Origin of the sequence: Lamprobacter sp. (assembly GCF_034860625.1) — a bacterium.
Classification (GTDB): domain Bacteria; phylum Pseudomonadota; class Gammaproteobacteria; order Chromatiales; family Chromatiaceae; genus Lamprobacter.
This window is the reverse complement of the sequence record NZ_JAYESN010000011.1, coordinates 1-13255: the sequence shown is the minus strand read 5'-3', so window position 1 is coordinate 13255 and position 13255 is coordinate 1. Positions and strand designations below refer to the sequence as shown.

Genomic DNA, 13255 nt, shown 5'->3' with positions numbered 1-13255 from the left:
TTCAGACGCGCTCGGTGGCGGGACGATGCTGGTCTGGACGAAGCTTCGGCGTGAAGTAGACATCAGCATCGTCCAGGTCGACATCCCGGCCTTCGCCATCGACTAAAGGCTGATCATAATCCTTCCATCCCCGGACACCGCTCTGTAGCGAGACGACATTGCTGTAACCGAGCACCTGCATCGAATGCGCTGCGAGGATGCTGCGATTGCCAGAGCGGCAGACGACGACGATCTCACGGTCGCGAGCGCGCACCAGCTCCGGCTCGGTCTCTTCGTAATCCCACTCGCAAGCCGACTCCAGGATGCCGCGCGGCACGTTCATCGAGCCGGCGATGTGCATGGCGTTGAACTCGTTCGGCTCACGCACGTCCAGGATCAGCAGATCAGGGTTGGCCTGAAGCCGCTCTTCGAGGTCCCAAGGCATGATCTCGCGGACATCGGTCAGGCAGTTGCTGACCAGTTCGAGAAAATTCTTCATTGATCCTATAAACCTAAAAAGATCATTTCAACCGCAGATGAGGCAGATGCGCGCAGACTGAATGTTAAAAACAAGGCCCTAGCGGATTAGGTTGATTTCCGGTCGCAGAGCCCCTGCTCGACCGCGAGCACGGCGGCCTCGACACGCGAGCGCATCTTGAGCTTGCGCAGGATGGACTTCACATGCAATTTCACGGTGCCCTCGGAGATCCCCAACTCGTTGCCGATCACCTTGTTGCTCTGCCCCCCCGCCAGATGGCACAGGATCTCCATCTCGCGCGGCGTCAGGTCCGAGAAGGTGACGGCTGGCTCCTGCACAACCGACTCCTGCCGCACCGCACGCGCCAAAGCCCCGGTGAGTTCGGGTGCGACGATGGTCTGTCCAGCAATGATCCCCCGCAAGGCGGCCACGAGCTCGTCCGGCTCCATATCCTTGAGCAGATAGCCATTGACGCCGGCCTGTAGGGCATTGACGACATCGCGCTCATCCGTGCTGGTGGTCAGCATCGCGACTCGGCGCTCGATCCCTTCTCGCTGCATCTTGCGCACCAGATCGATCCCATTCTCACCCGGCATCCGCAGGTCCATCAGCACCACATCCGGCGCGCAATCTCGGGCCAGCCGCAGCCCGACATCGCTATCGCCAACGGCATCGATCACCTCGATCCCGCGTCGCTCCAGCAGCTCGAGCAGGCCGATGCGAAACAAGGCATGGTCATCGATCAGCAAGACGCGCATGAGCTGACCTACGCGGTCGCGGCGCCGCGCGCAGTAGGATTGAACACCAACTCGATGCGAGTCCCCTCGCCCGGCTCACTCTCGATCGTCAGCGCTGCGCCGATGCGCCGTGCACGTTCCTCTAGGATCGACAGCCCGATATGCTCACCTGGATGACCACTGCGCCTTGGGGTGCTGAAGCCGATACCATCATCCTCGATCAGTAACACATACTCGCCGGTTTGCTCGCGGGTCAGCAGCACACGCACCGTTTGCGCCTGCGCATGTTTACGCACATTGGTCAGCGTTTCCTGGACAATCCGCATGATCTGCAACTCCTCGGCGGCCGAGAGATCGAAGGGTCGGCAGCCCATCTGAAAGGCAGCATGGATACCGGTCCGCTGGCCAAAACGACGCGTGATGTCTTGCAGCGTTGGAATCAGCCCGCGCCGATCCAAGGGTGCGCGAAAGCTCCCAAGCAACTCGCGGAGCTCACCATGGGCCTCATCGATGCCGTTACGAATCCGCGATAGGTCCACCCGCGCCTCGTCTGGGATCGCATGCCCCTCTAGCGCATCCGCCAGCATCCGTACCTGCAAGCGCAGGCTGGCTAAGGTCTGCGCCAAGGAATCATGCAGCTCATGGGCAAGCGAGCTGCGCTCCTCCAAGATCGACAGGCGCTGTGCCTCATGGTCGGAGCGGTACTTGGCGATCGCTACACCGATATGTTGACCGATGGTCGCGAGCAGATCGAGAATGTCTTCCCGCCGACTAATCCCCGAGCGCTCGATGAAGATCGAGTAGGCGCCGAGCAGCTCATCGTGGTGCTTGAGCGGGACCGTGACCACCTCCAGCTCGTCGCTCTCGAACATCCGCCGACCATAGACCCGCGAGCAGTAGCGCAGATCATTGTCGCAGACGATCTCGCCTGGGCAGAGCACCGTGCCGCAGAGACAGAGGTCGACCGGCGCCATATCCTGCTCGCGCACCAAGTCATCATCCAGACCAATCGAGCCGACCAGACGCGGACTACCATCAGCCGCAACCAGCCGCGCCGTGGCGGCGCGGCCGTTGACCATCTCTTTGAGTGTGCGCAGAAAGCGCAGCAGTAGCGCGTCCAGACTCTCGGCGCCGGCGATCTCAGCGGCGACATCGTAGAGGATCTTCAGGGATGCGGTCTTCTGCGCCAGCCGCATGGTCTGGCGTGCGACGCGCGTGTCCATGTCTTCATAAAGCTCGGTCAGCTCCGCGTTCAAGGCGCCGATATCGCGCGCCATGCTATCCAGCACACCCACGTTTGACAGTGAGCGGCTCGCGCCGGGCTCGCCCTGACAGACCCGGGCCACTGCATCCTCAAGGCTGACCAAGGGCATCAGCAGCTGGCTCTTCAGCCGCACCGCGGCGAAGACGGCGGCGAGGAGCCCAGCCAACAGGAAGCCCAGACAGAGCCATTTTGGCCAAGCCTGTCCTGGCAGGGCAAGATTGACCAGCAACAAGCTCAATGCTCCCAGCAACGCAATGGCCACCATCGCCAGCGGCCAGGCGAGCCGCGCCGAGAGCAGGATCTGGACAGGATTCCGCCCCTTACCAGGGCTGCCCTGCGGAACCCCACCCTGATGCGGCGCATCCGTCGAAACAGGCCAACGGCCTTCCAAGCGCCTTCGCGCATCAAACATCATCGACACCAGAGGCAGCCTCGCGCTCACGTTGCTGCAGCTCCCACATCGCCGCATAGGTGCCTCCCTGAGACAACAGACTGCGGTGCGCACCTTGCTCAATGACACGGCCCTGATCCATCACCAAGATGCGATCCGCATCGACCACGGTCGAGAGCCGATGCGCGATCACCAGCGTGGTGTGATCCTCCGACACCTCGGCCAGCGTCTGCTGGATCGCCTGCTCGGTGCGGCTATCCAGTGACGAGGTAGCCTCATCGAAGATCAGGATACGCGGTCGTTTGAGGATCGCCCGGGCGATGGCGACTCGCTGCTTCTCACCGCCGGAGAGCTTGAGGCCGCGCTCGCCAACGACGGTCTCCCACCCCTCGGGCAGGCTGGCGATGAAATCAGCGATATGCGCCAGCTCGGCCGCGCGCTGGATCTCGGCCTCGGTCGCGTCCGTTCGACCATAGGCGAGGTTGTAGCGGAGGCTGTCGTTGAACAAGACCGTGTCCTGCGGCACCACGCCGATCGCCGCGCGCAGGCTGTCTTGATGAACGCCGCGGATATCCTGATCATCGATCAAGATCCGCCCCTGCTGCGGGTCATAGAAGCGAAACAGCAGTCGCGCCAAGGTCGATTTGCCAGCGCCGCTGTGGCCAACGACGGCCACCTTTTCGCCAGGATCGATATGGACATCGACCTGGTGCAAGATGGCGCGCTCCGGTTGGTAATGGAAGCTGACGCCCTCAAAGCGCACCGCGCCCTTGTTCAGCACCAGCGCCGGCGCCCCTGGCGCGTCGGTGATCTCAGGCGTGCGTTCCAGCAGCTTGAACACTAGATCCATATCGGCGAGTGCGTACTTGATCTGCCGATAGACGATGCCGAGAAAGCCGAGCGGGATAAACAACTGCAGCATAAAGGCGTTGACCAGCACCAGATCGCCGATGCTCATGCTGCCGTTGACCACGCCCTGAGCGGCATAGACCATGATCAGCGTGACGCCAATCGCGATGATGCTGCCCTGACCGAAGTTGAGCAGCGACATCGAGGACTGGCTCTTGACCGCGACGTCCTCCCACTGCGCCAGGGTGTTATCGTAGCGATCGAGCTCGAGGCGCTCGTTGCCGAAATACTTCACCGTCTCGTAGTTGAGCAGGCTATCGAAGGCCTGGGTATTGGCGCGCGAATCCAGCACATTCATCTGCCGTCGATAGTCCATGCGCCACTCGGTGATCGCAAAAGTGAAGCCAATGTAGACCAACACCGTGCCAAAGGTGACCAGGGCAAAGATCAGCTGGTACTTGGTCAGCAGCACCGCGGCGACCAAGGTGAACTCGACCAGCACCGGGATGACGCTGAACACCAAATAATTGAGAATCGTCGCAATCGAACGCGTGCCACGTTCCAGATCCCGACTCAAGGCCCCGCTCTGGCGGCCAAGGTGATAGCTGAGCGAGAGTTGGTGCAGATGGGTGAGGACCCGGGTGGAGAGCCGGCGCATGGCGCGAAAGCGCACCCGCGCAAATACCACATCGCGCAACTCGTTGAACAGCGAACTGCTCAACTTAAGCGCGCCATAAGCCATCAGCAGCCCGATGGGCAGCACCAGCACCTGCTCTCTCGCCTGCTCGAAGGCATCGACGATCTGCTTGAGCAGGATCGGCACCCCGACATTAGCAAACTTGGCCAAGACCAGACAGCCAAGCGCGATCAGCGCGCGACCACGGAACTCGGCCAAATAGGGCAAGATGCCGCGGAGATTCTGGCGATCGCGTCGGTCTGAGTGGACGCGTTCGGTGGCTGCATGGATTCGAATCATGGGCGATGCGGCTCGGGCGAGAGAAGAAAGCCGACCAAGCCGGTAAGGCCAGGTTCGGTTGGAAGGTTTGGTCGCAAGCCAATGGAATCTATAAAACCGCAGATGGCACAGATTAAAATAGGATAAAACAAGGCTCTAGCAGGTTTAGCAAGGCCGTCTAGCAGCTGAGGCCGTGATGCGTTGCGGCGTATTGAAATCTCTGCGTGAATCTGCGTAATCTGCGGTTCAGATGCGCTTTTTAGGATCAACCCTTAGCCGGCTGCGCGAGCGCAGCCGGCTGCTTGCAACACGAGATGAGGTCTCATGATGTCAGAACCCATGCTGGAAGGCACCGGCTGCAGTATGCACGAGCCTTATGCCCTGCAGGTGCTCGGGCCGGACATGGAACCGGAGTTTCCAGATCGATGCGTGGTGATCGTCGAGCCAACCGAGCAGTGCCGCAGCGGCATGTATGTCTTCGCCGAGGTCGAAGGCGTGCGTTGGTTTCGCCAGTATCGACGCGATGATCAGGGGCGTGAATGGCTGATCGCACTGAACAGGCACTTCCCTGAGATCGAGCTCAGTGGCCTGGAATGGAAAGTGCTCGGCATCATCATTCAGCGCAACATCCGCCGCCAGATCAAGCACTACGAGTATCGTGACGCCGGCCAGGTCGCGACATCCACCGCGGCGCCCATCAACGCCGTTGACATCACCCTTGAAGGCGCATAAACACCGATCCAGCCGCGGCATAGGCTGCCTAGCAGTGTCTGGATCGCAATCGGCGGTGCCGATCGCGCGGTTGCTGTGGATGCTAGTCGCGCTGACCACAGTGCTGATCGGCTGCAGCGAGGCCCCCAGTGGATCGACGGCCAGTCGCAGCAGGGCGCCGGCGTCCAAGCCGACCGATGCAACCACAACAACCTCCGCGCCGACAGCCGACGCCGCGACCACAGCACAGCTGGTCACCGCCATCACTGCCGAACGCGCCTCGGTCTCGATGCAGCACGAGCGCCCTGGTAGTCTGCGGCTGCGTCGGTTGGTGCGGCTGCACAGTCAGGAAGAAGGCCGCATCATCGCGCTCGCGGTGTTCGAAGGCGATCCGGTCCAGCAAGGGCAAACCTTGCTGCGCCTCGAAGACGACCTGCTGCAGGCCGAGCTGAATGCAGCCCGCGCGACAGCCGATCAAAAACGGCTCGACCTGAAGCGGCTTGAGGCCTTAGCTGGACGTGGCGGCGCCTCCGACGATGAGATCGCCCAGGCCCGCACGGCGGTCGCGGTCGCCGAGGCGCAGGCCCAGGTGCTCGAGACGCGACTGGCGTTCACCAAGATCCGCGCACCCTTTGATGGTCTGCTGACCGCTCGCCTAGTCGAGCCCGGCGACTTCGTCGCCAAGAATACCCACCTACTCAGCGTCGCCGACCCCACATCACTGATCGCCGAGGTCTTGGTCTCGGAGCTGGTGTTACCACAGCTGTCAGTCGGCGACGCGGTTCAGATCCGCATCGATGCGCTGGGCGGAGACAGCTTCCCCGGCACGATCCTACGCATCCATCCAACCCTCTCCGAGAGCGGACGTCAGGCCAAGGTCGAGGTCGCCTTCGAGCAGATCCCAGAGGGCGCACGCTCCGGACAGTTCGTACGCATCAGATTCAGCAGCCGCGAGATGGCGCGTCTCATGGTCCCCTTCCGCAGCATTCGTCAAGAGCGCGCGGGCCCTTTCCTTTGGGTCATCGACGCCGACGGCAAGGCGGCGCGCCAAGCGGTCGAGACCGGCCTACGCATCACTGATCAAGTCGAGATCCTTGCCGGCCTCGAACCGGGCACCCAGGTCATCACCCGCGGCTTCCTCGGACTCGCCGCTGGCGACGCGGTGCGCATCATCGAGTGAGCATGCGGACAAATAGTCCGTATAATCCCTTTTTTTCCTGGCTTTGCTCGGGTGACTTCAGTCTGACACTGTTGTCCTTTACACTTCTTGGCAAACCGGCGACCACCCTTTTGGACGAACGGATGCCAACTGCTCCAGCCTATTTCATGTGCCGAACGGATCTGAACAGCATGGCCGCTAGCACCGAGTACGGGGCAAGCGCGTGAGTGAAGAACGCGCCAGCACCGGCTTAAACGGGCTGCTCGAGCGTCTGCCACCGTCGCTGCGCGCCAATGTGCCACTCCTGTTACTGGTGGGCGGAGCGGCCTTGGTGGCGCTGATCACGGCGTTGGTGCTCTGGACGCGTGCCCCGGATTACCGGGTCTTGTTCAGTAACCTGAGCGAGGCGGATGGCGGGCGCATCATCAGCGAGTTGGATACGCGCGGCGTGCCCTATCAGTTCAGCCAGGGCGGCCAAGCGCTGCTGGTGCCGGCGAATCAGGTACACCCTCTACGCCTGCAACTGGCGGAGCAAGGTCTGCCACGCGGTGGGAATGTCGGCTTCGAGCTGATGGACACCCAGGCGTTCGGCATCAGCCAGTTTGCCGAGCAGGTGAATTTTCAGCGCTCGCTGGAAGGCGAACTCTCGCGCTCGATCGAGTCGATGGGCGCGGTGGAAAAGGCGCGCGTGCATTTAGCCATGGCACGGCCCTCGGTGTTCGTGCGCGAGCGCGAGCCGGCCAAGGCGTCGGTGGTGCTGACGCTATTTGGTGGACGCTCGCTGAGCGAGGAGCAGGTCAGCGCGATTCGGCATCTGGTGGCAAGTAGTGTGCCGGAGCTAACAGCGGCTGAGGTCACCATTGTCGACCAGCGCGGTCAGATGCTCTCGCGGGACCCGAATCCGAACGATCTGAATGCCCAGCAATTACTGTACCGGGATGAGGTGGAGCGCTCCTATCAACAGCGCATCGAGAACATACTGGCGCCGATCTTTGGCCGCGACCGCGTCCGCGCACAGGTATCGGCGCAGATCGATTTTTCCCATCGCGAAGAGACCATGGAGCGGTTCGGGCCGAATCAGCCGCCGAATGATTCCGCAATCCGTAGCCGGCAGTCGAACGTCAGCTTTAGTGGCGATGAAGACAAGCTGGTCGGCGGAATCCCGGGCGCACTCAGCAATACCCCACCGGGTGTCGCGGCCTCGCCGATTGAGCTAGCGCCACCAGATGACCAGGATGATGGGGACGCGCAGGCGGATCAGGACGGTCCGCCGCCGGAACCGATGGAAACCAGCCTGCAGCGCGAGGACGTGATCAATTACGAGGTCGACCGCAGCGTAGCGCATCTGCGCAAGGAGCGCGGCCTCGTGGAGCGGCTGTCGGCGGCGGTGGTGGTGGACTATCGCATTCAACGCAACGACGCCGGCGAGCTGGAAACGGTTGCGCTGACGCCAGAAGAGTTGACACAGGTGGAAGGGCTGGCGCGCCGGGCCATGGGCTTCTCGGCAGAGCGTGGCGACACCATTGAAGTGGTCAACAGCGCGTTCAGCCGGCACGATGAAGTAGCGATGGAGTGGTGGCAAGACCCCGAGGTGATGCAGCTGGTGGTGGTCTTTGGCGAGCCGCTACTGTGGCTGTTTCTGCTGTTGCTGGCGTACCTGTTGCTGCTGCGGCCGTTCATCAAACACTACACCCGGCCGCCGGAGCTGGAGGCCGCGACCAGCGAGGGGGTGAATATCCAGGTGGGCGATGGTGAAGAGGGCGAGGGCGAGGACGAGGACGAGGCTGGTGTCGACGGAGATTCAACGGCTTACAAGAAGTCTGCGCGCCGCAACAAGGCGCTCGGCTATCAGGAGAAACTGGCTGATCTGCGCAACACGGCACAGACTGACCCACATATTGTCGCGCTGATTGTGCGCAACTGGTTGAAGCAATGAGTACTAACGCAGACGAAGCGAAATCGAAGGCCCTATTCGATAGCATGAGCGGCGCGCGCCGCAGCGCGATTCTGGTGTTGGCCTTGGATGACGATAGCGCAGCGGAGGTGTTCAAGCGCCTCTCACCACAGGAGGTGCAAGAGGTCAGCACGGAGATGACCAAGCTGGAACAGGTGTCCCACGCGGAAATGAACGCGGTGCTGGACGCCTTTATGCGCGAGCAAGAAGAGTACGTCGCGCTCAGTAATTCAAATGATCATATTCGCTCGCTGCTCAGCAAGGCACTGGGTGAAGAACGCGCCGCGAGCTTGCTGGAGGATATCTTCGAGAGCCGCGGTGGTTCTGGCATCGACACGCTGAACTTCATCGAGGCACCGATGGTCGCAGAACTCATCCGCGATGAGCATCCGCAGATTATCGCGACGGTATTAGTCCATCTGGAGCGGCGCCAAGCAGCGTCGGTATTGGAATTGTTCGACGAAAAGCTGCGCAACGATATTGTGCTGCGCGTTGCAACCTTCAGCGGCGTGCAGCCGGCGGCCTTGCAGGAACTCACCGAGGTACTTACCGGCATGCTTGATGGCCAGACATTGAAGCGCAGTAAGATGGGTGGCGTGCGCACGGCGGCCGAGATTCTGAATCTGATGAATAGCTCACAGGAAGAGTCGGCGATCGAAACGGTGCGCGCGCACAGCGAGGATCTGGCACAGAAGATCATCGACGAGATGTTCCTGTTCGAGAACCTCATCGAGCTGGACGATCGCAGCATCCAGCTGTTGCTGAAAGAGATCGATACCGACAGCCTGGTGGTGGCCTTGAAGGGCGCGCCGGAGAATCTGGTCGAAGCCTTCTTGCGCAACATGTCGTCGCGCGCATCGGAGATGATTCGCGAGGATATGGAGGCCCGCGGACCCATGCGCGTCTCGCAGGTGGAAGCCGAGCAAAAGGCGATTCTGCAGGTGGCGCGTCGCCTAGCGGAGAGTGGCGAGATCATCATTGGCGGTGGCGACGACACCTATGTCTGAGGCGGACGCCAAGATCAGACGCGAAGAGGATGTGCCCTGGCAGCGCTGGCAGATGACGGAACTGAGTGCGCTGCGGCAGCAGACAGCGGACAAGCGTCGGGTGGTGGCTGGTTCAGGTTCACGTTCGACAGCACGCGCTTCGGCTGGCGGCGCAGCGCAGCCTGGGCCTGCTCAGACCCAGACCCTTGGCACGGCGGCTGCTCGCCCTGATGCGTTGGGCTCAGGTGCCGCGGCGGGCGCTGGCGCTCCAGCAAAGGCCAAGGCTCAAGGCACGCCGGGCCAGCAAGGCGAATCGAAAGCGCGAGGCAAATCGGCGCAGTCGGCTGAGACGGGCAAGCCCCCGCGCCAGGCAAACGCCCAGAAGCAGGCCCTAGAGGCCGAGCGTCAACGGGCACTTGAGACCGCGCGCAAACAAGGCCATGCCCAGGGCGTCAAAGCGGGCCATGCCGAAGGTTTGAAGACCGGACATGCCGAGGGCTACGCCAAGGGCCTGGAAGAAGGCCAAGAGGCGGCGCGCCAAGCATGGGCGCAGCAGGTCGACAAGACGCTGAAGCCGGTACGGAATCTTGCGCTGCAGTTTAGCGATGCGCTGGCACTGCTGGATGAGGAGATGGCGAAGGACTTGGTTGAGCTGGCGCTAGCGACCGGCCGACAATTAGCTGGCGAGGCGTTGGATGCAACACCCACCTATGTCGTGGACTTGGTGCGAGGGCTCTTACACAGCGAACCGGCGATGCACGGCAAACCGCGGCTTTGGCTGCATCCGCAAGACCATGATCTGGTGAGCGAGTATCTGGGCCAAGAGCTGGAGGCTGCCGGCTGGGCGCTGCAACCGGATGATCAGGTGAGCCGCGGCGGCTGCCGCGTGACCAGTGCCTCGGGCGAGTTGGATGCGACCTGGGAGTCGCGCTGGCAAACGGTTCGGCAGCAGGTGCGCGGTCGTCGCTCAGCGAGCGAGCAGAGGGCAGCAGCGCAGGCGCTATTGGATGCGGCTGAGGCGGATGACGAGCCGGAGGCACGCGCTGAGGAAGCCACCGCATCGCGAGCGAACGGATGAGCCTGTCTATCGAGAACCCGCATACGCAGCGCTGGCATCAGTCGCTTCTGCGGGTCCGCGGACGCATCGAGAGCATCCCGCCATGGCGCGCCAGTGGGCGAGTGATGCGCGCCACCGGCATGGTCATCGAAACGGTAGGGCTCCAAGTTCCGCTCGGTGGCGGCTGTTTGATCGAACTCCCCTCCCCTTACGGTGATGGTGAGCAGCGCTTTGCTGAGGCGGAGGTGGTTGGCTTCGCGGACGAGAAACTATTCCTGATGCCGCTGGCAGCGATGACCGGCCTGCAACCTGGCGCCCGGGTCTTTGCGCTGGGTGAGGGCACGCGCAGCAACGCGCGCCGATTTCCGCTGGGCGAGACCTTGCTGGGACGGGTGGTGGATGGCAACGGCGAACCGCTCGATGGACTGGATGCGCTAGATGATGCGCCCCACGGGCATCTGACGGTGCCTCCACTCAACCCCCTCGCACGAGCGCCGATCGCGGAGCAGATCGATGTCGGTATTCGAGCAATCAATGCGCTGCTGAGCGTGGGCCGCGGCCAACGCATGGGCCTGTTTGCGGGCTCGGGTGTCGGCAAGTCGGTGTTGTTGGGGATGATGGCGCGCTATACGCGGGCAGATGTGATTGTGGTGGGACTGATCGGCGAGCGCGGCCGCGAGGTACAGGACTTTATCGACAATATCCTTGGCGAGCAAGGCCGGCGCCGAGCGGTGGTGGTGGCCGCGCCGGCGGACACCTCGCCGCTGCAGCGACTGCAAGGCGCGGCCTATGCGACACGGCTGGCGGAATGGTTCCGCGACCAGGGGCTGGCGGTGCTGCTGATTATGGACTCGCTAACGCGTTTCGCGATGGCGCAGCGCGAGATTGCATTAGCCGTGGGTGAGCCACCGGCAACCAAGGGGTATCCGCCCTCGGTCTTCGCGAAGCTGCCGCTCTTGGTGGAGCGCGCCGGAAATGCGGCGCGCGGCGGCGGCTCGATAACGGCCTTTTACACGGTACTGACAGAGGGCGACGATCAACAGGACCCAATCGCAGACGCGGCACGCGCCATTCTCGACGGCCATATCGTGCTGTCGCGGGCGCTGGCGGATGCGGGGCACTATCCGGCAATCGATATCGAGGCCTCCATCAGCCGGGCGATGACAGCCATTGTAGATGATCGACAGCAACGTCAAGCACAGCGATTTAAACAATTGTTCTCGCGCTATCAGCGCAATCGCGATCTAATAAGCGTTGGTGCGTACAGCCCAGGGCATGATCCTGGCCTAGATGAGGCGGTGCAGCGGTATCCGCATCTTGAGGGTTTTTTGCAACAGGGAATCGAAGAGGCTGCCAGCATAACGGACGCAAGGCAAGCGCTATCGACAACGGTCGGGCGTTAGAGCGGCAGTGGGTTGCTTGGCCTAGACTAGACGAACAGTCGGCAGAGTGCCCCATGGAACCGCCTGCACATCTGCTCAAAGAACAGAGCTGAAAGGACATCACTGATAAGGACAGAACAGCATGACGGCAGTGGAGGAGATTGATGACGGCGCAAAGCCCTCTTGAAATGCTGACCGATCTCGCTCGGGAAGCGCGCGATCAGGCTGGACATGCCCTGGCCAGCGAACGCAACAATGAGCGGATGGTCGCCCAGCAGCTCGAATCGCTCGGCACCTATCGCGCAGAGTATGCGCAGCGGCTGCAGCAAGCGATGTGTGAGGGGATCGACCCGGCGACGATGCAGAATTATCAGCAGTTTCTGGGCGCGCTCGACGATGCGCTAGGACGCGCGAAAGACGCCTTGGCGGCCCAGCAGCAGCGGGTGCTGAAATCGCAAAAACGGTGGCAGAATGAACAGTCTCGGCTATCCTCTTATAATACGCTGACAACCCGACGTCTCCTGCAGGAACAGCTTGCAGAGCACCGCCGAGAGCAACGGCTCAATGACGAGTTGGTCACAAACCGAGAGGTGCGGCGTCGGTTACAACAACAAGATGCCTGAGCCAACCCAAATCACCTCAATCTCCCAGACTGACCGCATCACCTGGCTAAAAGCCTTCTAAATCCCACACGGGAAACGGGGAATACCCTGATGGATATTCAGCAGCTACTTGCAACGGCTACTAGCCAGACGTCAACGGCGAAGTCGATACCACCGGTTGCTGCTGAGCGGCCAGGGATCTTCGCGCATCAGATGGCGTTGGCAGCGCTGCGGACAGAAGTCAGGGCCGATGCAGAGGCGGCATTGGCGAATACCGCAACCGCGGAGACGGCTCTAGCGGATGTGCTGACAACGACGACTGGCGAAGAGGAAGGTTCAAAGGACGTTTTTGACGGCACTTTCGATAGCATTTTCGGCAGTATCAGTGACCAAACTGCCGGCAACGGCCAAACCCTGAGCGAGCGTCTTTCACTCAAGCAAGGCGATCAACTTCCCCTTGAGCAGGGCGAACAGTTGCTCGTCTTGCTTGCCCAAAAGCTTTCACCGGAAGCTAGCAGGGAGCTAATGGCCCAGCTCAGCACAGAGCTTGCAGCTCAGCTTCCTGCTGCTGAGAGCGAGGCGGCGCTCGAGACGTTCATGCAGAGCCTTAGCACTGAACAACTTGACGCACTCTTCGCTCAGTTCGCCGATCAGGTTACGCCTGACGCCTTCGGCGAACTGCTCGTGCGCCTCGCCGATCAGGTGCCCCCTGACGCCTTCGGCGAACTGCTCGCGCGCCTCGCCGATCAGG

The 13255-nt window shown here is 61.9% G+C and carries 12 protein-coding genes; 8 read left to right on the top strand and 4 right to left on the bottom strand.

Annotated elements, in window-relative coordinates:
- Window position 1 precedes the first annotated feature (1 nt).
- From VBE63_RS04635 to VBE63_RS04620, 4 genes are all read right to left on the bottom strand, one after another.
- Entirely contained in the window at window positions 2–478 is a 477-nt protein-coding gene (locus VBE63_RS04635) for a rhodanese-like domain-containing protein (RefSeq protein ID WP_323681827.1), read from the bottom strand.
- A gap of 86 nt (window positions 479–564) precedes the next feature.
- The gene (locus VBE63_RS04630) at window positions 565–1215 is read right to left on the bottom strand and encodes a response regulator (RefSeq protein WP_323681826.1); all 651 of its coding nucleotides are present in this window, start codon (window positions 1213–1215) and stop codon (window positions 565–567) included.
- 8 nt (window positions 1216–1223) lie between these two features.
- Window positions 1224–2873: a sensor histidine kinase gene (locus VBE63_RS04625; protein ID WP_323681884.1), complete on the bottom strand. Its 1650-nt coding sequence runs from the start codon at window positions 2871–2873 to the stop codon at window positions 1224–1226.
- Window positions 2863–4674: an ABC transporter ATP-binding protein/permease gene (locus VBE63_RS04620; protein WP_323681825.1), complete on the bottom strand. Its 1812-nt coding sequence runs from the start codon at window positions 4672–4674 to the stop codon at window positions 2863–2865. The genes VBE63_RS04625 and VBE63_RS04620 overlap by 11 nt, the downstream gene beginning before the upstream one ends.
- Before the next feature lie 306 nt (window positions 4675–4980).
- Between VBE63_RS04620 and VBE63_RS04615 the strand changes: the two genes are divergently transcribed.
- The 8 genes from VBE63_RS04615 to VBE63_RS04580 form a co-directional block, all read left to right on the top strand.
- A complete protein-coding gene (locus VBE63_RS04615) occupies window positions 4981–5385 on the top strand; it encodes a S24 family peptidase (protein ID WP_323681883.1) in 405 nt (134 codons plus the stop codon).
- A gap of 34 nt (window positions 5386–5419) precedes the next feature.
- On the top strand, window positions 5420–6544 hold the full coding sequence (locus VBE63_RS04610) for an efflux RND transporter periplasmic adaptor subunit (RefSeq protein WP_323681824.1): 1125 nt from the start codon (window positions 5420–5422) through the stop codon (window positions 6542–6544).
- Window positions 6545–6746: 202 nt separating this feature from the next.
- Window positions 6747–8459, top strand: a complete 1713-nt coding sequence (gene fliF, locus VBE63_RS04605; RefSeq protein ID WP_323681823.1) for a flagellar basal-body MS-ring/collar protein FliF — start codon at window positions 6747–6749, stop codon at window positions 8457–8459.
- A complete protein-coding gene (fliG, locus tag VBE63_RS04600; protein WP_323681822.1) occupies window positions 8456–9484 on the top strand; it encodes a flagellar motor switch protein FliG in 1029 nt (342 codons plus the stop codon). Before fliF ends, fliG begins: the two co-directional genes overlap by 4 nt.
- On the top strand, window positions 9477–10541 hold the full coding sequence (locus VBE63_RS04595; RefSeq protein WP_323681821.1) for a flagellar assembly protein FliH: 1065 nt from the start codon (window positions 9477–9479) through the stop codon (window positions 10539–10541). Before fliG ends, VBE63_RS04595 begins: the two co-directional genes overlap by 8 nt.
- Entirely contained in the window at window positions 10538–11923 is a 1386-nt protein-coding gene (gene fliI / locus VBE63_RS04590; RefSeq protein WP_323681820.1) for a flagellar protein export ATPase FliI, read from the top strand. Before VBE63_RS04595 ends, fliI begins: the two co-directional genes overlap by 4 nt.
- Before the next feature lie 143 nt (window positions 11924–12066).
- Complete coding sequence (fliJ, locus tag VBE63_RS04585) at window positions 12067–12525, top strand: flagellar export protein FliJ (protein WP_323681819.1); 459 nt, start codon at window positions 12067–12069, stop codon at window positions 12523–12525.
- Window positions 12526–12615: 90 nt separating this feature from the next.
- The coding region (locus VBE63_RS04580; RefSeq protein WP_323681818.1) for a hypothetical protein at window positions 12616–13255 on the top strand (640 nt) is incomplete at its 3' end.